The following is a 20,650-nucleotide window of genomic DNA, read 5'->3' as shown; positions in this document are numbered from 1 at the left end:
CAATCTTAAAACGATGACGAAAGAAGAAATTCTCCAACTTTCAGAAAAAGCCTGTAAAAATACACTGATGGAAACGCTGGGGATCGAATTTGTGGATGCCGGCGAAGATTATATGATCGCGAAAATGCCCGTAACTTCAAAGGTGCATCAGCCAGATGGCGTCCTGCACGGTGGTGCTTCCGTGGTCCTGGCCGAAAGTGTTGGCAGTATGGCAAGTTATGTTTTTTTGAATACGGAGGAATTTTTCATTCGGGGGATCGAGATTTCTGCCAACCATCTGAAGAGCGTTCGTGAAGGTTTCGTGTATGCCCGCGCCAGTTTTATTCATCGCGGAAGAACGACCCAGCTTTGGGAGATCAGGATTACCGATGAAGCCGATAATTTGATTTCACTGGTGAAACTAACCACGATTGCCCTTCCGAAAGAAAAGAAATAATGACGAAAGAAGATTTTTTTCAAAAAATACAGCAGCAACTCAAGGCACAAAAGGCTTTTGTTTGCTATCGTAAACCGGGACAGGCACTTGCTAATTTGCTTTTACAGCAGGATTACACCGCTCATGAACTAACTGATTTTAGCGAAAACGGATTTGTTTTTGCTCCTTTCGACCGGAATGGTAAGACTTATTTGATTCCGCAAAATACCTCGGAAACCATTCAGTTTGAACTGGCTGAAGTATTGATTACAGATGAGGAGACGAGCAGTGATTACGAAGGGAGTTATGTGGGGGCAGAAGAAGACCAGAAAGATCATGAATTGCTGGTTCAGAAAGGAATTGATGCCATTCGGGATCAGCGTTTTCGGAAGGTTGTGCTCTCCAGATCGGAGCTGGTCGAGCTCAATGATCCAAGCCCGATGCCCATTTTTAAAAAATTGCTTCAGAAATATCGGGAAGCTTTTGTTTACTGCTGGTTTCACCCCAAGACTGGTCTTTGGATGGGTGCTACTCCTGAAACCTTGCTGCAGGTGGAGCGTGACAGGTTTGAAACCATGGCATTGGCCGGAACACAGGTAAACAAAGGACAGGAACAAATAGAATGGGGACAAAAAGAATTGGAAGAGCAGCTGCTGGTCACCGATTTTATTCTGAATGCTTTGGAAGGCTTGCCGGAAATTAAGATTGGGGAGATCTCCAAACCTTATTCAGCTCATGCCGGGACTCTCCTGCATATTCGTACCGATATTTCCGGAAAAGTAAGTCAGGCTGAAGACCAGTCGAAGTTGATCGAAGCTTTACATCCTACTCCCGCCGTTTGTGGTTTGCCAAGGAAGGAAGCCCTGGAATTTATCCAAAAACATGAACATTATGACCGGGAATATTATTCTGGGTTTTTAGGAGAATTAAATTTTAAGACCGAGAAAAAACGAAATGGGAACAGGAGAAACCAGGAAAATCAGCAATTTTCGGCTATTCTGAAACAAACCAGTTTGTACGTGAACCTGCGCTGTATGAAATTAAAAGACGGCGATGCGCGTATCTATATTGGCGGCGGAATTACGAGGGACAGTGATCCTGCTCACGAATGGATGGAAACCGTGAATAAGGCACAGACCATGAAATCGGTTCTTGTTAAATAAGCCTCAAAGCGTTCAATAGAATTCCCATGAAATTGTAATTTTGGGCTAATATGAAATATTCCAAGATTCCCGTGGCCCGCTCGGTGGTGGCCCTTTGTGTTGCAAAAGACATCAAACACGTCGTAATTTCTCCTGGATCCAGGAATGCGCCCTTAACCATAGGATTTACACATCATTCTGAAATTGAAGCGTACAGCATCGTCGACGAGCGCTGTGCAGCATTCTTTGCCCTGGGAATGGCTCAGCAAACTGGAAAACCGGTTGCTTTGGTATGTACTTCAGGGTCGGCATTGCTGAATTATTATCCTGCGATAGCAGAAGCATTTTACAGCGATATCCCGCTGGTGGTCATTTCCGCAGATCGCCCCATTGAGCGCATTGATATTGGCGATGGTCAAACCATACGGCAAAAGAACGTTTTTGAAAACCATATTTTATATTCGGCGAATCTGTATTCTGAATTGGTGCTGGAAGGAGAAAACCTGGATCCAAAACTTCAGCAAAAGCAATTTGAAGCCCAAAAACATAATGAGCGCGAGGTCAATCTGGCACTGAACAAGGCAATCGAAGAGATGGGGCCAGTGCATATCAACGTGCCGTTCTATGAGCCTTTGTATGATACGGTAGACAATATGGAAGTGCGGCCGTTGCAGATTTTTCCAGAGATCAAAGAAAGATATTATACTCAAAACCAGTTGCAGCCTTATATTGATGTTTGGAACCGCGCCCGGAGAAAACTGGTACTGGTAGGAGTGGCACAGCCCAATGTGGTGGAACAGCAATTTTTAGATCAGCTGGCAAAAGATCCCAGCGTGATCGTGTTTACTGAAACCACTTCCAATCTCCACCAGGACGATTTCTTTACGCGAATCGATACGCTGATTGGTCCCATTGAAAAAGACCAGGACCGCGAAGGTTTGTTCCGAAAACTGCAGCCGGATATCCTGCTTACGTTCGGTGGGATGATCGTTTCCAAAAAGATCAAAGCCTTTTTGCGAAATTATAACCCGGTGAATCACTGGCATGTAGATTCCAAAAAAGCATACAATACGTTCTTCTGCCTGAATAAGCATTTTGAGACCGAGATCAATTCGTTCTTTACGGAATTTTTGCCCGCTACGGAACTGGTGGAAAGTGATTATGCCAGTTTCTGGAAAGACATCAGGCAAAAGCGCCAAAAACGCCATGAAGAATATATGGCTGAAATTGCCTATTCTGATCTGAAAGCCATGCAGTTGATCGTTCCGAAGGTTCCGGAAAATTCGGTTATCCAGTTTGGGAACAGCTCGACCATTCGCTATGCGCAGCTTTTCGAATGGGACCATACCTTTAAGATTTTCTGCAATCGCGGGACCAGCGGGATAGATGGTACGGTTTCAACTGCTGTGGGATCTGCCGTGGCGCAGGATGATCCTGTTCTGCTCATCACCGGTGATCTTAGTTTTTTCTATGACAGCAATGCTTTATGGAACAATTATATTCCGAAGAATTTCAGAATTATCGTGTTGAACAACCAGGGTGGTGGGATTTTCCGTATTCTTCCGGGAAATAAGAATTCTGAAAATTTCGATACCTATTTTGAAACTGTTCATAACCTGAACGCGAGGCCTCTTTGTGAGATGTATGGTCTGGAATATCGCCGGGCCCAGAACGAAGAGGAGGTCGCCAAAAACATGGGAGATTTCTTTGGCGAAAGCGATGCGCCGGTGCTGCTTGAGATCTTTACACCAAGAACCGTAAATGATCAAATCCTGCTCGAATATTTCAATTTTATGAAAAGTTAAAACTGGCGTATTCATTTTAATTGGCATTTTTGGTATATTGTATGGCAACTAAAAAATTAAATCATGAGTAAGCTAGATGAAAAAGTTGGTCAGTACATAGATGACCTTAAAAGTAAAGTAGGCGAAAGCAATCCTGATGTGGATCTGGTACGTAAAATTGCCAAAGCTCAGGGGCCTAGTATTTACAAGGCTGATGCCGAAACCGTTTCCTCTTCCAGCGAGGGTGAGATGAACACGGTTAAAAAGAACTTCATCATGAAGAAATTAGGAATCACTGATGAAGGCAAGGCAGAAGACGCGCTGAACCAGGTTATCGAAAAGTACGGGAAATCCAACCGCAACAAGTATCGCGTAGTGGTGTATTACCTGTTGACCAAGCATTTCAAAAAAGAAAGCATTTACAAATAATAGTATTTGATAGTATTTTGAAAAAATCCGTTTTCTTTCCGAAAGCGGATTTTTTTATATGATCTTTGCACAAAATTATCAGGATGATTCAAATTGGAGAATATCACATGTTGAAAATGAGCCGCGCTACAGATTTTGGCGTTTATCTGGAAAATGAACAGGAAGAGGAGGTGTTGTTGCCCAATAAATATGTTCCTGAAGGTTTGAAAGCCGGTGATGAAATTGAAGTATTTGTTTATTTGGATCACGAAGAACGACCAGTTGCCACAAATTTGAAACCTTACATAAAACTGGATCAGTTTGGAAGTCTGAAATGTGCAGAAGTGAGCCAGGTTGGGGCGTTTTTGGACTGGGGCCTGGAAAAACATTTGTTCGTTCCGTTTAAAGAACAGGTAGTGCCCATGGTTGCAGGGGAAAGCTATCTTGTTTTCTGTTATCTTGATCTGGAGACCAATCGTTTGGCGGCTTCCTCAAAAGTGCACGCATTTCTCGATAATGAGGAGTTGAGTGTGGAGCCCTTTGAAGAAGTGAACCTGATCATTAGCAACAAAACCGATCTGGGCTATAAAGTCATTATCAACCAGCTTCATCTGGGGCTGATCTATAAGGATGAGGTTTTCAAGAACCTTTATGAAGGTGATGAATTGAAAGGCTATATCAAAAAGATCCGAGAAGACAATAAGATCGATGTGACCTTGCAGCGTCCTGGTTATCGAAGTATTGAACCCAATGCGGATAAGGTCATGGAAAAACTTCAGGAAAGTGGTGGGGTTCTGAAACTTTCAGATAAGTCTGATCCTGAATTGATCTACCAGACACTTGGAATGAGCAAAAAAAGTTTCAAGAAAGCTATCGGTACGCTGTATAAACAACGCCTGATCGAAATTCGAAAGGACGGGATTTATCTTAATTCTGAAAATAAGTAGTGCGGAAAGGAGAATAGCTGTTCCTGAACCTGGAAGATCCATATGGATTCAGTGTTGGCGCTACAAAAGGATTGATATACGTACTGTTATCATCCCTTCCGAAGGAATTTACCTGCACTTCAAATGATTTTTTCTCCCGCTTCGGAATGGAAAGCGGAGAGGTGAAATTGGGAGCGTCCTGGCTCTTTTTTCTATTGATCTCATCCATCGCGGCAAGCATATCCACCTGCTTGCGTTGCCCGTAAGGATCACTGTCCAGGAAATTGCCATCTGGCAATTCGAAATAAGTAGGCGTTTGCCAGCTGAAGGCAAAATCTTTCCACGAAATCCCGATTTCCTTCCTGTTGATCTCAAAATCTTCTCGGTTCCAGCGCTCGTACTCCTGGGCCTGAATGCTAAAACTGGCAAAGATGAAAATAATAAAAAGGAAAGCTCTCATTTTTCGGTTTTCAGTATGCGATCAAAGATTGTGCTAAAATAACGGAATTTTTCAATTTAAATTTCGAAGGCTTCCGTAAGATGCAGAAATGGGAATAATTCAATTTATAGACTAAGATTTTTAACTTCCGAATACTTTTATGAATAATATTCTTTTATTCATAAAAAATAGAATAACGTTAAGAAAAGCAGCAAATATCTCCTTAATTTAACATTAAATTTACATATATTTACTCAAACACCTTAACCAATTTCAACATTATGACAAAAAGAATTACTTCATTTTTTGTCGTCTTTTTTACCTTATTCAGTTTTTTACTAAGCGCACAGGAAACGGCTGTAAAGGGTAAAGTGACCGACGAAAATGGAATGCCCATGTTTGGGGTGACCATTCAGCTAAAGGGCACGAATTCAGGAACCACAACCGATTATGACGGGATGTATTCGATCAGTGCGCCAGATGGCAGTACGCTGATTTTTTCTTTTGTAGGCTACACAGCAAAAGAAGTGCCCGTGACCGGTAGAACCTTAGACGTTAGCCTGGCGCCAGATGAAAATGCGCTGAGCGAGGTAGTTGTTACCGCTTTCGGTATTGAGCGCGATACTCGTTCCCTGGGATATTCGGTATCCAAGGTAGAAGCCGAAGATGTGAATATGACCGGTAATACCAACGCCATCCAGGGATTACAGGGGCGTGTTGCCGGGGTACAGATCAATCAAAGTTCCGGTACCGCTGGTGGTGGAGTGGATATCCTGATCAGGGGAATTACTTCCATTAACCCACAACGTAGCAACCAGCCACTGATCGTAATCGATGGGCTGGCGATGGATAACAGTACTTTTTCCGGAGATGTGAGACCGAGCGCAGGATCGAACTCTCCGAGCAGTGCGGAACAATTTTCATTCACAAACCGTGCTGCCGATTTGAACCCGGAAGATATCGAGTCGTTTAACGTGCTAAAGGGCGCCGCTGCGACAGCTTTATACGGTGTTCGTGCGGCAAACGGGGCAATTGTCATCACTACTAAAAAAGGAAAATTAGGAAAACCGAAGATCAATTTTTCGGCTTCTACCAGTTTTAAAGACATTGTACAAACTCCGGAATTGCAAAAGACCTATCGGGAAGGATATAGCGGTGCACCACGAACCTTATACACTCCAGAAACAGAATCCGGTTTTACCCGGCTTGGAGGAACTTCTTTCTATTCCTGGGGGCCGCGCTACAGCGATGATTCCTATACGATGGATGACGGGACGGTAATCGATCTTTCAGACGATCAATTCTACGATCCTTACGACCTTTTCAGAACCGGGGTGCTTACACAGCTTGACCTGAGCATGAGCGGTGCTACCGAAAAAATGAATTATTACTTTTCTGTAGGTAACGACAGTGAAGAAGGAGTGTTGCCAAATACTTATTATGACAAAACGAACCTTCGCTTAAAGGCCGGTTACCAGGCCACAGATAATTTCAACATCAACACCTCTCTTACTTATGCCAATAGCGGTGGAGCGAGAGGAAATGGTGGAGATAAATCGGTTTTTAGTTCCCTTTCTTATTATTCGGCTACATTCCCGATCAATGATTATCAGAATGCAGATGGTTCTCAGCGAAATTACTCGTTTGGGGTGATCGATAACCCGAGATATTTATTGGAAAAAAGTCCGTTGAAGGATGATGTGAATCGCTGGATCGGGAATATTTCCCTTAACTGGAATCCTCGTGATTGGGTAAACCTGACCTATTCTGCCCAGATCGATAATTATTCTGATAGAAGAAACCGCTTCGTTCCACCAGATTTGGACGTGGGATCACAGGTAGGTGGTTTTGTGTTGGAGCAATACAATGATTTTCTTGGCCTGGAATCCAACTTCCTGGTGAATTTCACGAAAGACTGGAGTGATGACTTCAATACTTCCTTGACGCTGGGTAACCAGATTTCTGATACCAAAAGAGATTATGCTTACATAAGGGGAGAGACGCTGAATGTACCTGGTATTAACGATATTTCTAATACGATCAATATCTTCGGAAATAAGACCGAATCACAGATCAGGAACGTAGGTGTCTTCGGGGAGCTGAAAATGGATTATAAAAATGAGCTGTTCTTAACCGTAACTGGTAGGAATGACTGGGTATCCACTCTTCCGAAGGAAAACAGATCGTTCTTTTATCCATCGGTAAGTTTGGCTTATGATTTCCACAACCTGATTGACGAGAATAGCGATTTATTGTCATTCAGTAAATTGAGAGCTTCCTGGGCGGAAGTAGGAAAAGGGCCATTATTTGGCCAGGTTGGAAGCTATTATGTTTCTGATGGAAATTTCCCGTTTGGAGGAACCGGTGGCTACCGTGCCGATACGTCTATTGGAGATCCAATGCTGTTGCCAGAAAAGAACCGTTCTTTTGAACTAGGTGCCGATCTTCGCTTTTTCAGTAATCGTTTGCGTTTTGATTATGCGTATTATCAAACCACCGTTAATAACCAGATTTTCACAGTTGGAACGGCATACTCTACCGGGCTTTCAGGAATCGTAAGAAATGCCGGGAAATTCAAATCCTGGGGCCATGAACTTTTGATTTCCTATGATATTTTGAATAATGATGATCTCAAATGGGAAACCTACCTGAACTTCTCGACCAACCGTGGAGAAGTGGTAGAATTGCCGGAAGATATAGAAGCACTGATCTTCGCTGATGCCGGTTTTGCCGGAATCACTTCTGAAATTCGTGATGGAGACCGTCTGGGGTCCCTTTATGGATACACCTGGAGATATGAAAATGGCGAGCGCTATATTGATGAAAATGGTCTCCCCGTGATCAATCTAGATGAAAGAGTGAAAGTTGGAAATGCTTTTCCAGATTTTATCGCTTCCCTGGGTAACCGATTAAATTTTAAAGGAATTACCTTCGACTTCCTGGTAGAATGGAAAAAAGGCGGTGACCTATATGATTCAGGAAGAAGAAATGCCCTTCGAAATGGTATTCTGAAGGTGACTGAATTCCGCGATCAGACCACGGTATTTGATGGAGTAATGGACGATGGCAATGGAGGTTATACCACCAATACCACAGAAGTATTGATCGATCAGGATTACTACAGAAGTTCGACAGCTTACAATAGGGCTGCTGAAATCCTTGTTCAGGATGCTTCCTGGGTGAAACTCCGAAATATTTCTTTAGGTTACGATTTCAAAGGAAGCATTCTTAGCGCGCTGCATGCCGAGAGACTGTCAGTTTCAGCGAGTGCTCAGAATATCCTTGTCTGGACGCCTTACGATGGGTACGATCCGGAAGGAAATCAGTACAGTGCGGGAAGTAACGTTTATGGATTTGCAGGTTTGAGTACGCCACTGTCACAGATCTATTCTGTAGGATTTAAATTAGGATTTTAAAAAATTGATTATGAAGACTTTTTATAAAATATGTTGTTTAATAGCGCTCGTGGGAAGCTTTTCCTGCAGTGACGATTATTTTGACGTAAATACGCCCTCCGGCACGGCAGACCTGGACCAGCTGCGAATTAATGACCTGCTGGCTCCGGTGATTTTCCGGACTGTGGAAGGGCAGTATTCGGCAGAGTTGACCTTCGGAAATTATACGCAGTATTTCGTGGGGCAGGGAGGAACTGCTTCCGGTGAAACCACGGCTTCCGGGCTTTGGTCCAACGTATACCTGTATTCCTTTCCGAATATCGATGTGATCAAACAAAAAGCCGAAGCTTCTGGGGCGATTCATTACGGCGCGGTAGCTGATATTCTGAAGGCCATGAATATTGGTATCGCGACCGATACCTGGGATGATATTCCACTATCTGAAGCATCGATGGGCGATGATAATTTATTCCCTTCCTTTGACACCCAGCAGGAAGCCTACGACCAGTTGTTTGCCTTGCTGGATGGGGCAATCAGTGCCCTTCAAAGTACCGATGATTCTGGGATAAGCCTGGGTAGTGAAGACCTGATCTATAACGGTGACCTGGATAAGTGGCTCAGAGCCGCCTATACCCTCAAGGCTCGTTACCAGTTGCATTTGGTGAATAAAGGAGTCACTTCCCCTCAGGATGTTTTAACAAGTATTGAAAACGGGTTTACTTCCAATGATGATGATTTCCAGATGTTTTACGATGATAGAAGTATCAATCCAAGATATTCTACGGAAATCCTTGCCAGGAATACCGGGAATTTTCATAATGATCTTGCCAGCCAGATCGTGAGCATGATGAACGGAGATTATTACCCATTTGAAAGCGACGCTCTCGAGATCGATCCGCGTTTACCGGTTTTCGGAACGATTGATAACGACGAAGACACCGAGTGGAAAGGATATGTTAGTGGGGCCGGAGGAGTTTCTCCTGATGGTACTCCTGGAAACGTCCAGTTTGTTGAAGGCGGTTATTATACCCGTGCAGATGCGCCGATCGTAGTGATCACTTATGCGGAAGCCCAATTTATCAAGGCGGAAGCAGAATTTCTGGCTAATGGAGGAACCACAACAAGTGCTGGAACAACTGCTGAAGGTTATGAGGCATACCTGGAAGGGATCAGAGCCAGTATGGCAAAATATGGGGTGGATGGAAGCGCTTATTTGGACGATCCTGCTGTAGATGTGGGAATGGACAATCTGATGCTCAATCACATTATGAAAGAAAAATATATCCATAATTTCCTAAATCCGGAAACTTTTGTGGACTTCAGAAGATATGATTTTTCAGATGACGTATTTACCGGTCTTACTGTTCGTGAATCTGAAGGTGAAAGCGGTGATTACGCCGGTATGTGGTTCCGAAGAGCGACCTATCCTTCTACTGAATTGAACCGAAACGGCGACGTGGTACTGGCAAACCAGGAAACTCCTGTGACACCGGTCTGGTGGGACGCCGAGTAAAGTAATCTAACCAATGATAAGAACTGCTGCAATACTTCGTGTTGCGGCAGTTTTTTTTGAAATAAAACGATATCTTACGCCAAATTACAATCATAAATCACAACATGAAAAAAGTAGTATGCATCGGGATATTCCTGCTAAGTTTTTACGGTTTTAGCCAGGAAACTTCCAGTTTTGAAACTAAAACCATCGAATTGATCAAAATGACCTCGGGACAACAATTTGAAGTCATCATGGATCCGCTGGTTAAAATGGTGCCGGAAGAAAATCGAGAAGACTTCAAAAAAGAATTGCGGGATAGCACATTCGAATTATACGCGCAGATGGCTGAAATTTATATGAAAAATTTTACCGAAGAAGACATCGATAAGATCCTCGAATTTTATCACACACCAGTAGGCGAAAAAATGGTAGCCACTCTTCCGGAAATAACTAAAGAAGGAATGGAGCTGGGGCAGGCCTGGGGTATGAAATTACAACCAATTATGGCAAAATACATGCAGTAGAAAGATAACTGCTAATATTTAAAAGCCCGCTGTAGCGGGCTTTTCTTTTTCATACCAGCGGAATATGCTATTTTTACACAAAACAAGAATATGAGCAAGATAGACTGGAAAACTGTGAAGCAGTACGACGATATCACCTATAAAAAAGCGAACGGAGTCGCAAGGATCGCCTTCAACAGGCCCGATGTTCGTAACGCTTTTAGACCAAAAACCACTTCGGAATTACTGGATGCCTTTAAAGATGCGCATGAAGATACATCCATCGGGGTCGTTTTACTCTCAGCTGAAGGGCCGTCCAGCAAAGATGGAAAATGGGCTTTTTGTAGCGGCGGTGACCAGAAAGCAAGAGGGCACCAGGGATATGTGGGAGAGGATGGCTACCATAGGTTGAACATTCTGGAAGTGCAACGCTTGATCAGGTTCATGCCTAAAGCGGTGATTTGTGTAGTTCCGGGTTGGGCTGTTGGTGGAGGGCACAGCCTCCATGTCGTTTGTGATTTAACTTTAGCCAGTAAAGAACACGCGATCTTTAAACAAACAGATGCCGATGTTACCAGTTTTGATGCAGGTTACGGGTCAGCGTATCTGGCAAAAATGGTAGGGCAGAAGAAGGCGCGCGAGATCTTTTTCCTTGGAAGGAATTATTCTGCACAGGAAGCCTATGAAATGGGAATGGTCAATGCCGTTATTCCACATGAAGAACTGGAAGATACCGCTTACGAATGGGCGCAAGAGATCCTCGCGAAGTCACCAACCTCTATCAAAATGCTGAAATTTGCCATGAATCTTACGGATGACGGTATGGTTGGTCAGCAGGTTTTTGCTGGCGAGGCAACAAGACTGGCTTATATGACTGACGAAGCAAAGGAAGGAAGAGATGCATTTTTGGAAAAACGTAAGCCGAATTTCGAAAAGAAATGGATCCCATAATCGGAAAAGAAAAAGCATAAAAAACGCCGCGATGATCATCGCGGCGTTTTTTATAGCTCCTTAATATTTTATCGTAAAGACGGATATTTTTCAGGATTGGCTTCATGCATGATAGCATAGATCTTTTCAAAGATATCTTCCGGGGAAGGTTTTGAAAAATAATCTCCATCACTACCATAAGCTGGCCTGTGTTCCTTTGCCGTCAGGGTTTGCGGTTTACTGTCAAGATACCTCCAGGCATCCTGTTTCTCCATAATTTCCTGCAAAATATATGCGGAAGCACCTCCTGGAACATCTTCATCAATCACCAGCAGGCGGTTGGTTTTTTCAACACTTTTTACAATGTCATGGTTTACATCAAAGGGTAATAATGACTGTACATCGATCACTTCAGCATCAATATCAACTTCCCCAAGCTCTCGGGCAACCTGCTCCACAATACGCAGGGTAGAACCATACGATACCAGCGTGATATCCTTTCCTTCTTTCAGCGTTTCCACTTTTCCGATAGGTGTCTTGAATTCACCAAGGTTTTCCGGCATTTTTTCCTTGAGTCGGTAACCGTTCAGGCATTCCACGATCAGTGCAGGAGTATCCAGATCTAATAACTGGTTATAGAAGCCTGCTGCTTTTGTCATATTTCGAGGAACCAATAAATACATTCCTCTCAACAGGTTCAGCAAACCGCCCATTTGTGAACCACTATGCCAGATACCTTCCAGCCTGTGGCCTCGTGTTCGAACGATCAGCGGTGCTTTCTGGCGGCCACGGGTTCGGTAATGAAGCGTTGCCAGATCGTCACTCATGGTCTGCAGGCAGTACATGATATAATCTAAATACTGAATTTCTGCGATAGGGCGCAAGCCTCGCATGGCCATCCCGATTCCCTGCCCTAAAATGGTGGCTTCACGGATCCCGGTATCTGAAACCCTGAAGGCCCCAAATTTTTTCTGAAGTCCTTCCAATCCCTGGTTCACATCACCAATTTCCCCTGCATCTTCTCCAAAGATCAAGGTCTCCGGACGTTTGCTGAAAATTGTATCAAAATTGTCACGAAGAATGATCCTGGCGTCCACTTCCGTAGTTTCATCAGAATAAGATGGAAGTACTTCCTCTGTAAAATTCTCCTCTTTATAGAGTGTCGAGCTGTAATCAGCTTCGGTTACGGCCTCGTAATCTTTTAACCAGTTCAGTAATTCGGTTCGTGAACTGGAATTCTCTCCAATAAGAAACCTCAGGGTTCTGCGACCTGCTGAAACGATATCTTTTTTAAGTGGCTCACGATTTCCTTTTAGTTCCTCACGGATTGGTTTGATAAAATTGGCGTTTGCACTTTCCTCAAGCACCTGATCAAGAATCTTCAGTAGACTGCGTTTTTTCTCCATCATGGGTTTCAGATACGCGTTCCAGGCTTTTTGCTTGGCATTACGAACCGTCTTTTTGATCTGCTTTTCAAGATCAACCATCTGGTCTTCCGTCGCAAAATCATTTTCAATGATCCAGTTTCGGAGTTTCAGATTACAGTCGTGCTCTTTTTCCCATTTCAGCCGCTCCTCGCTTTTGTAGCGTTCATGCGATCCGGATGTGGAATGTCCCTGTGGCTGGGTTAATTCCACCACATGGATCAGAACAGGGCAGTGCTCCCTGCGTGCCAGCGCCCCGGCTTTTTCATAGGTGTCCATCAACGCGGCATAGTCCCAGCCGTTTACCACCAGGATTTCATACCCTTTATCCTCTTCGTCTCTCTGGAAACCTTTCAAAATTTCTGAAATATTTTCTTTGGTGGTCTGATGTTTTGCATGAACAGAAATACCGTATTCGTCATCCCACACGCTCATCACCATGGGTACCTGAAGTACTCCAGCGGCATTGATGGTTTCCCAAAAATGACCTTCGCTAGTACTGGCATTACCAATAGTTCCCCAGGCTACTTCATTTCCTTTATCTGAAAACTTTTCGGCATCGATGCCTTCTACGTTTCTATATATTTTGGAAGCCTGAGCCAAACCTAACAATCGGGGCATTTGCCCGGCAGTAGGAGAAATGTCTGAACTGGAGTTCTTTTGTTCCATCAGGTTCAGCCAGTTCCCATTCTCATCTATACTCGGAGTCATGAAGTGACCACCCATCTGTCTTCCTGCTGACATGGGTTCGTTTTCCACATCAGTATCAGCATAGAGGCCGGCAAAAAACTGCTCGGGAGTTAATTCGTTGATGGCCATCATAAAAGTCTGGTCTCGGTAATAACCCGATCTAAAATCACCTTTTTTGAAGGCTCTGGCCATTGCAAGCTGCGGTACTTCTTTTCCGTCTCCAAAAATTCCAAATTTGGCTTTCCCGGTAAGTACCTCTCGTCTACCAAGCAGGCTGCATTCCCGGCTGGTAACTGCGACGCGATAATCTTCCAGAACCTGGGATTTAAACTCGTCGAATGAAATTGAACTTTCCGTTTGTGTCTCGCTTTGCATGAACATATTTTTGGATGACAACAAATGTAACGAAAATCAGGATTAAATACAATTCATCATTTTTCCGTTTTATTGACAATTCAATAATTTTAACCTTTATTTATTATTTTTTATTAAAATAAGACGTTAAGTATTATGAATTTGTTGAAAATACTTAAATACGGTTTTGAAATACGGAATTTTTCCTTAATACCAGCGCCTGGTGAAGAGCCTGATGAGCGTATTGATGTCTAAGGATACGATAAACCGGATCTTCTGGTCATAATTAGGGTCGTCCAGTTCCCATCCTAAATTGGAATAAACCGGGAAAAAGAGTTCGAAATAATCCTGAACCAGGCTCACGCGAATACCAGAATCGTATAAAAATTTCCCATTTTCGCCCCTGTTTTTCACCATTCCAATATCACCGTAGGCATAGATCCAGTTCCAGATATTGGTACTGGCGTTCATGGACATCAGCCATTCATTGGCATATTCGGGTTGAAGCTGGGACTTGAAACCACCCTCGGCCATAATGATTTGCTGACTGAAAAGTCCACTGCCTTGGCTTCTTCCGTAGTAATTATAATCGAAAAGATAATCGGTAGGGCGATCCAGGGCAAAGCTGAAATAATCATTATTTCGCTTGTCATTGTACAAAAAGGTACCCGTGAAAAACCGAAGATTGACCTGGCGGTTATTGGTAAATAATTTTCGGTATTCAGCAGTAGCTGAGATCTTGCTGAATTTATCGGAAAGCTGCCAGTCTATCGAAGCCGTTAGATATTTGATGAAATTGGGGTTGCTATAGGCGTAATTTACATTGAAGACATTATAATTTGGTTGTTCCAGCGGAAATTCAGGATTTTCGTCCCGCTGAACTTTTACATTCCTGATCAGCAGGCGTTGCCCTTCATTACTTCGGAGATACGGATTTCTGAAGGCGAAAAGCAGGTATGGCGTGATCTTTTTGTAAAAGAGGTTATATCCATATGAAAAACGGTTTCCGGAGATCCCATAACGAATGGCATATAGCTTCTGATTATCGAACTGATGGGTGTTGGAAAGCCCGCCGGAACCCACAATCGTTTGACTATTAAAACCGTATTTCGGTGAAAAACTGAAATTGAAGGTTTTGCTGAGCACGGTTTTGTTGTAAACCTTCGGGCCAATCGCGATACCATCATACAGGTTATATTCAAATTCCGGCATAAAGAAAATCTGGTTGTAACGGGGATCTTCTATGTCCTGCAGGAGCCGGAACTGGATAGGCTTATTAAAGAGTTTCGTCACACCGCGGTAGTTATTGCGCTGGTTGAACTCCGGGATCTCCTGTTCGTAATTCAGCGCCAACCGGTCAATTCCTTCTCTGGGAACCACCACAGTATCATTGGAAGCGGGATCTTCCACCCATTTTTTGAATACGATATCTCCATCCTTGATACCATAAAGACTTACCGGCATATGCGTATTCCGTAGGTCCCGGATGACTGCCTGAACAGAGTCATCGGTTTTACGAATATCGGTCAGTTTAAAATCAATCTTTTTGTTGGTACCCACATATTCCTGAAAGAACCATGAGATGTCTTTTTCTGAATTATTTTTCAGAGTATTTTCAAAGTCCCGGGCACTCACCTTCCGAAGCATGTTTGCCTCGTAGAATTCTTTGATCGACTGCTGCACGCTTTCGTCTTCCAGGTAAGCCTGCAGGTATTTCATGCCCACACCGGCCTTGTAGGCATTGGCGATATTTTTATTGAATTTTACCAGGGAATCCTGCGAAGTAGTGAGTGGCTGGTCCAGGTTCATTCTGGCCATGTTCATATACAGGAACTGGTACTGGTCATTGAATTCCAGATCTGCCGCATGAAACCATCGTAAACCTATAATCTTGCTAAGATTCCCAAGCAGCTTCATATTCGGGTAATAGCGATCTACATAATCCATCATCAGCGTATACATCATGGCATCAATGACCCACTTTTCGGTACGCGGATTTACCAGGATCGTGTTGGTGAGGTAATTTTCAGTAAGCGTCTTGAAGATCTTAATGTCATACTGGAAACCATCTGGAAAGGGCCTGATGAAACTGGGCAACTGGTTGAGGCCATAGACCGGGTTGTTGAGGTAATCTTCCTGAGTGATGAAAATGTCTTTATGCGGATAAGTTCCCAGGTTTTCTTCCAGGAAATTCAAAGCCTTTGTGAGCACCGCTTTTTTCATATTGAATTCGATGTCTTCGTCTTCAATATTGGTAATGATCTGTTTATCATTGATCGCCAGCGACTCGAAAATATAAGTTTTGGTGATGTACATTTTGCTTTCCAGGCGTTCACTTCCGCTAAAGCTGAGTGTCTTACAGCCTTTCTGAGTCTTGGTACGATCGAGGTTGAGAGAGGAAGCCGCGTAAAATTCGGTTGGAATGTCCAGTTTGATCCGGATATTATAAGGCTGGACATATTGAAGGCCCAGATCCTGATGGCTATATAGCTTCCACCCGTTATCTAAGGGAGCGGGAACGAGGTACCAGTAGCGAAGCTTATAATTATGATCGCGATCCATTCCGAATCGCGTGAAATTATCTTCCGGCACCCGAACGGTATAATGGAAATTCAGGTCTATACTGTCGCCGGGTTGCAACGGTTGCTCGAGATTGATCCTAAGCAGGTCGACGATGTCGCCGGGACGATCCCAGTTCAGAGAATCTCCCTGAGAATCGGTAACTTCATGTATATAAGTATGGCCTCTTTCATGATCTTTGGCAAAATGAAAACGTCTTTTGTAATCTTCCGCAAAACGGCGGGCCAAAGCTGAGTTTTTAGAACTGAACGCATTGTTCCAGTCGTTGAGATAAATGCTAACCAGTTCCCTTTTTTCCGTATTGATAAAACGGATGTGCTGGGAAATTTCCAGGCTCCGGGTACTGTCTACCAGCCGGGCATCGATTTCCATGCTGTTCTGGGCCGAAACCCAAGATGAAAACAGACAAAAAATAAGGGAAAACTGAAGGTATCTCAAGTATGCTTGAATTTAAACTGCTGAGCAATCGGCACTAAATATAAACAAACTTTGATACCTTCAATAATGCTATTAACTAGAAATTAGGACTGAGGTTGTATTCGTCGTAGAATTTGTCCAGGATTTCAATGACCTCGTCTTCGGTATCTACCACCTGGACCAGGTCAATATCGGCCGCACTGATGTTTTGGAAGCTATCAAGCAGGGTAGTTTTGATCCAGTCTACAAGTCCGTTCCAGAACTCGCTACCCACAAGAATAATGGGGAATTTGTCAATTTTATGGGTTTGAATAAGCGTGATGGCTTCGAAAAGTTCATCCAGCGTTCCGAAACCACCTGGCATTACCACAAATCCCTGGGAATATTTAACAAACATTACCTTTCTAACGAAGAAGTAGTCAAAATCCAGGCTCTTGTCATTATCAATATACGGGTTGTCGTGCTGCTCGAAAGGAAGTTCGATATTCAGTCCTACGGAAGTCCCTCCCGCAAGATGTGCTCCCTTGTTCCCGGCTTCCATGATCCCGGGGCCACCGCCGGTGATCACGCCATAACCGTGATCCACGATTTTTTTGGCAATTTTTTCAGTAAGCTGATAGTATTTCATATCAGGTTTTGTCCTGGCAGAACCGAAGATGGATACGCATGGGCCAATCTGGCTTAGCTTTTCGTAACCGTTAACAAATTCTCCCATGATCTTGAAGATCGCCCAGGAATCGTTGGTTTTGATCTCATTCCAGGCCTTGTTTCTATTGTGCTTTTTAATCATTTTTTAATTCTATTTCAGTTCCTTTTTCAGGAATTGAGCGGTATAACTTTTTTTGTTTTTGATAATTTCTTCCGGAGTTCCGGTTGCGACGATCTTTCCGCCGCCTTTTCCACCTTCGTAGCCAATATCGATAATATGATCGGCCATTTTGATCACGTCGAGGTTGTGTTCAATGATCAGGACGGTGTTTCCTTTATTGGTTAATCTATTGAGAACTTCCATGAGCACCCGGATGTCTTCAAAATGTAATCCCGTGGTTGGCTCGTCTAATATATAAAAGGTATTTCCCGTATCTCTTTTGGACAGTTCGGTAGCCAGTTTGATTCGCTGGGCTTCCCCGCCGGAAAGTGTTGTAGACTGTTGGCCAAGGCTGATATAACCCAGTCCAACGTCCTGGATGGTCTTCAGTTTTCGATAGATCTTCGGAATATTTTCGAAGAAATCAGTCGCTTCATTGATGGTCATTTCCAGCACATCAGCAATCGATTTTCCCTTGTATCGAATTTCGAGCGTTTCACGGTTGAAACGTTTTCCCTGGCAGGTTTCGCATTCCACGTAAACATCTGGCAGAAAATTCATTTCGATCACCCGGAGGCCACCGCCTTTACAGGTTTCACACCTTCCGCCTTTTACATTAAAACTGAAACGCCCCGGTTTGTACCCGCGGATGAGTGCTTCCGGAGTTTTGGCAAATAAGCTGCGAATTTCAGAAAAAACACCGGTATACGTTGCCGGGTTAGACCGTGGTGTACGGCCAATAGGTGATTGGTTGATATCGATCACCTTATCGATATGTTCCAGGCCTTTGATCGATTTATAAGGTTTTGGCTCTTTCACGCCATTGAAATAATGGGCGTTCATGATTGGATAGAGCGTTTCATTGATCAGCGTAGATTTACCACTTCCTGAAACTCCGGTGACCGCGATCATTTTTCCTAATGGAATGGAAATATCCACATTCTTCAGGTTGTTTCCCGTGGCTCCTTTCAGTTCTATTTTTTTGCCATTCCCTTTACGCCTTTCTTCGGGCACGGCAATCTCTTTTTCGCCATTAAGATATTGCGCCGTTAGGGTTTCGTGCTGCATTAATTCCGCCGGAGTACCTTCACTAATAATCTCGCCGCCGTGTTTTCCAGCACGCGGACCAATGTCGATGACGTAATCTGCCCGTTCGATCATGTCTTTGTCATGCTCCACAACGATTACCGAGTTCCCGATATCACGAAGACTTTCTAAGGAATTGATCAGTTTTTCATTATCACGTTGGTGCAGCCCAATACTGGGTTCGTCCAAAATATATAGTACGCCCACGAGTTGTGAACCAATCTGGGTGGCAAGCCGAATTCGCTGGGCTTCTCCACCAGAAAGAGATTTAGAACTCCTGTTTAGGTTCAGGTAGGTAAGACCCACGTCCACCAGGAATTGTAGCCGTGTCCTGATTTCTTTGATCACTTCGGAAGCAATTTTCAGCTGTTTTTCTGAAAGATTCTTTTCGATACCATCGAACCAGTCGCTCAGGTCGCTGATGTCCATTTCAGACAATTCCGCGATATTCTTTTCGGCCACACGGAAGTAAAGTGCCTCTTTTTTCAATCGACTGCCTTCGCATTCCGGGCAATCCACCTTGTCCATATATTCTTTGGCCCATCGGCGCAAGCTGGTAGAATCGTTGTTCTTGTAGGTTGTTTCAATAAATTGGGCAACACCTTCAAAATCGATCTTATATTCCCGAGTAATACCCAGCGATTTTGATTCTTTGGAAAATTTCTCTTTTCCGCCGTAGAGGATCATTTGGAGAGCCTCTTCTGGAATCTTTTCAATAGGGTCTGACAAGCTGAACTCAAAGCGATCGGCGATCAACTGAAGCTGGGAGAAAACCCAGTTTTTCTTTTGTGGACCATGAGGTGCCAAAGCACCAGATTTGATCGATTTGGAGCGATCTGGAATGATCTTATGCTCGTTTACCTGGTAAAGTGTGCCAATACCGTTGCAAACCGGGCAGGCACCTTTTGGAGAGTTGAAAGAAAAGCTGTTCGGCTCCGGGTTAGGGTAACTGATTCCCGTTGTGGGACACATTAAATTCCTGCTAAAATACCGGATATCGCCTGTTTCCTGGTCCAGGATCATCAAAGTGTCCTCCCCATGATACATGGCCGTTTTGATACTTTCTTCCAGCCTTTTTTCAGAATCGGTTTTGTCTTCAATCTTCAGCCGGTCTATAACGATCTCAATATCATGCGTTTTGTACCGGTCGAGCTTCATACCTTTTTCAATATCGCGAACCTCCTCATCTGTACGAACCTTTACAAACCCCTGTTTGGCGATCTGTTCAAAAAGTTCCCGGTAGTGCCCTTTTCGACTTCTGATGACCGGTGCCAGAATAGACACCTTACGATCTTTAAACTTTTCTATTATAAGGTCTTTGATCTGGCTATCGGTATAGCTCACCATCTTTTCGCCAGTCTTATAGCTGTATGCATCAGCGCCTCTCGCAAAAAGCAGGCGGAGGAAATCATATATTTCCGTAATCGTTCCTACTGTACTTCGAGGGTTTTTACTCGTCGTCTTTTGCTCGATCGCAATAACCGGTGAGAGTCCGTCAATTTTATCAACATCAGGTCGCTCCAGGCTTCCGAGGAATTGCCGGGCATACGCCGAAAAAGTTTCGATGTATCGCCGCTGGCCTTCCGCATAAATCGTGTCAAAAGCCAGGGATGATTTTCCGGAACCCGATAGGCCGGTAATTACGACCAGTTTTTCTCGGGGAATGTTAACGTCTATATTTTTGAGATTATGGACTCTAGCTCCTAAAACTTCAATCTGCTCGTCGTTGTGTGCCATAAATTTATTCAAGAGGGCAAAGGTAATTATTGTAGTATAAATTAGAAAGGTAGAATGTAAAAGCCTTTTTAAATTAACAGTCCTGCCGTCACAAAATCCTCAAAATTTAGAAGGATT

At 43.7% G+C, this 20,650-nt stretch carries 14 protein-coding genes; 9 read left to right on the top strand and 5 right to left on the bottom strand.

The window, feature by feature from the left end; translation table 11 throughout:
- Window positions 1–13: 13 nt before the first annotated feature.
- From GRFL_RS00710 to GRFL_RS00690, 5 genes are all read left to right on the top strand, one after another.
- Window positions 14–436, top strand: coding sequence for a PaaI family thioesterase (locus GRFL_RS00710; protein ID WP_083642590.1), 423 nt, complete (start codon window positions 14–16; stop codon window positions 434–436).
- Window positions 436–1,578 (top strand): chorismate-binding protein, encoded by a 1,143-nt coding sequence (locus GRFL_RS00705; protein ID WP_236995852.1) that lies wholly within the window; start codon window positions 436–438, stop codon window positions 1,576–1,578. Before GRFL_RS00710 ends, GRFL_RS00705 begins: the two co-directional genes overlap by 1 nt.
- A gap of 50 nt (window positions 1,579–1,628) precedes the next feature.
- Window positions 1,629–3,362 (top strand): 2-succinyl-5-enolpyruvyl-6-hydroxy-3-cyclohexene-1-carboxylic-acid synthase, encoded by a 1,734-nt coding sequence (menD, locus tag GRFL_RS00700; protein WP_083642586.1) that lies wholly within the window; start codon window positions 1,629–1,631, stop codon window positions 3,360–3,362.
- A 63-nt stretch (window positions 3,363–3,425) separates the two neighbouring features.
- Entirely contained in the window at window positions 3,426–3,770 is a 345-nt protein-coding gene (locus GRFL_RS00695; RefSeq protein WP_083642584.1) for a DUF2853 family protein, read from the top strand.
- An 83-nt stretch (window positions 3,771–3,853) separates the two neighbouring features.
- Window positions 3,854–4,696: a CvfB family protein gene (locus GRFL_RS00690; protein WP_083642582.1), complete on the top strand. Its 843-nt coding sequence runs from the start codon at window positions 3,854–3,856 to the stop codon at window positions 4,694–4,696.
- Here GRFL_RS00690 and GRFL_RS00685 read toward each other — a convergent pair.
- Window positions 4,677–5,135, bottom strand: coding sequence for a hypothetical protein (locus GRFL_RS00685; RefSeq protein ID WP_083642580.1), 459 nt, complete (start codon window positions 5,133–5,135; stop codon window positions 4,677–4,679). The genes GRFL_RS00690 and GRFL_RS00685 overlap by 20 nt on opposite strands.
- Window positions 5,136–5,395: 260 nt before the next feature.
- Here GRFL_RS00685 and GRFL_RS00680 point away from each other — a divergent pair, with 260 nt between their 5' ends.
- The 4 genes from GRFL_RS00680 (at window position 5,396) to GRFL_RS00665 (ending at window position 11,458) form a co-directional block, all read left to right on the top strand.
- Window positions 5,396–8,530: a SusC/RagA family TonB-linked outer membrane protein gene (locus GRFL_RS00680; protein WP_083642578.1), complete on the top strand. Its 3,135-nt coding sequence runs from the start codon at window positions 5,396–5,398 to the stop codon at window positions 8,528–8,530.
- A 10-nt stretch (window positions 8,531–8,540) separates the two neighbouring features.
- Complete coding sequence (locus GRFL_RS00675; RefSeq protein ID WP_083642576.1) at window positions 8,541–10,022, top strand: SusD/RagB family nutrient-binding outer membrane lipoprotein; 1,482 nt, start codon at window positions 8,541–8,543, stop codon at window positions 10,020–10,022.
- Window positions 10,023–10,126: 104 nt separating this feature from the next.
- Entirely contained in the window at window positions 10,127–10,528 is a 402-nt protein-coding gene (locus GRFL_RS00670) for a DUF2059 domain-containing protein (RefSeq protein WP_083642574.1), read from the top strand.
- A 90-nt stretch (window positions 10,529–10,618) separates the two neighbouring features.
- Complete coding sequence (locus GRFL_RS00665) at window positions 10,619–11,458, top strand: 1,4-dihydroxy-2-naphthoyl-CoA synthase (RefSeq protein WP_083642572.1); 840 nt, start codon at window positions 10,619–10,621, stop codon at window positions 11,456–11,458.
- Between the two features lie 68 nt (window positions 11,459–11,526).
- Here GRFL_RS00665 and GRFL_RS00660 read toward each other — a convergent pair whose 3' ends face one another.
- The 4 genes from GRFL_RS00660 to uvrA form a co-directional block, all read right to left on the bottom strand.
- Entirely contained in the window at window positions 11,527–13,926 is a 2,400-nt protein-coding gene (locus GRFL_RS00660; RefSeq protein WP_083645901.1) for an alpha-ketoacid dehydrogenase subunit alpha/beta, read from the bottom strand.
- 186 nt (window positions 13,927–14,112) lie between these two features.
- A complete protein-coding gene (locus GRFL_RS00655; RefSeq protein ID WP_236995851.1) occupies window positions 14,113–16,857 on the bottom strand; it encodes a gluzincin family metallopeptidase in 2,745 nt (914 codons plus the stop codon).
- A 142-nt stretch (window positions 16,858–16,999) separates the two neighbouring features.
- On the bottom strand, window positions 17,000–17,692 hold the full coding sequence (locus GRFL_RS00650) for an LOG family protein (protein ID WP_423738281.1): 693 nt from the start codon (window positions 17,690–17,692) through the stop codon (window positions 17,000–17,002).
- Window positions 17,693–17,701: 9 nt separating this feature from the next.
- On the bottom strand, window positions 17,702–20,533 hold the full coding sequence (gene uvrA, locus GRFL_RS00645; protein ID WP_083642570.1) for an excinuclease ABC subunit UvrA: 2,832 nt from the start codon (window positions 20,531–20,533) through the stop codon (window positions 17,702–17,704).
- Between the last annotated feature and the right edge of the window lie 117 nt (window positions 20,534–20,650).

The sequence above is a fragment of the Christiangramia flava JLT2011 genome (assembly GCF_001951155.1).
GTDB lineage: Bacteria > Bacteroidota > Bacteroidia > Flavobacteriales > Flavobacteriaceae > Christiangramia > Christiangramia flava.
The sequence above is the reverse complement of the archived record's forward strand: the minus strand, read 5'-3'. Positions and strand labels throughout refer to the sequence as shown.

Excerpts from the sequence above, each read along its gene's own strand:
- GRFL_RS00695 (WP_083642584.1), top strand. The coding sequence starts at position 3,426 with ATGAGTAAGCTAGATGAAAAAGTTGGTCAGTACATAGATGACCTTAAA.
- menD (WP_083642586.1), top strand. The coding sequence starts at position 1,629 with ATGAAATATTCCAAGATTCCCGTGGCCCGCTCGGTGGTGGCCCTTTGT.
- GRFL_RS00670 (WP_083642574.1), top strand. The coding sequence starts at position 10,127 with ATGAAAAAAGTAGTATGCATCGGGATATTCCTGCTAAGTTTTTACGGT.
- GRFL_RS00680 (WP_083642578.1), top strand. The coding sequence starts at position 5,396 with ATGACAAAAAGAATTACTTCATTTTTTGTCGTCTTTTTTACCTTATTC.
- GRFL_RS00655 (WP_236995851.1), bottom strand. The coding sequence starts at position 16,857 with ATGGAAATCGATGCCCGGCTGGTAGACAGTACCCGGAGCCTGGAAATT.
- GRFL_RS00665 (WP_083642572.1), top strand. The coding sequence starts at position 10,619 with ATGAGCAAGATAGACTGGAAAACTGTGAAGCAGTACGACGATATCACC.
- GRFL_RS00685 (WP_083642580.1), bottom strand. The coding sequence starts at position 5,135 with ATGAGAGCTTTCCTTTTTATTATTTTCATCTTTGCCAGTTTTAGCATT.
- GRFL_RS00690 (WP_083642582.1), top strand. The coding sequence starts at position 3,854 with ATGATTCAAATTGGAGAATATCACATGTTGAAAATGAGCCGCGCTACA.
- GRFL_RS00650 (WP_423738281.1), bottom strand. The coding sequence starts at position 17,692 with ATGATTAAAAAGCACAATAGAAACAAGGCCTGGAATGAGATCAAAACC.
- GRFL_RS00710 (WP_083642590.1), top strand. The coding sequence starts at position 14 with ATGACGAAAGAAGAAATTCTCCAACTTTCAGAAAAAGCCTGTAAAAAT.
- uvrA (WP_083642570.1), bottom strand. The coding sequence starts at position 20,533 with ATGGCACACAACGACGAGCAGATTGAAGTTTTAGGAGCTAGAGTCCAT.
- GRFL_RS00705 (WP_236995852.1), top strand. The coding sequence starts at position 436 with ATGACGAAAGAAGATTTTTTTCAAAAAATACAGCAGCAACTCAAGGCA.
- GRFL_RS00675 (WP_083642576.1), top strand. The coding sequence starts at position 8,541 with ATGAAGACTTTTTATAAAATATGTTGTTTAATAGCGCTCGTGGGAAGC.
- GRFL_RS00660 (WP_083645901.1), bottom strand. The coding sequence starts at position 13,926 with ATGCAAAGCGAGACACAAACGGAAAGTTCAATTTCATTCGACGAGTTT.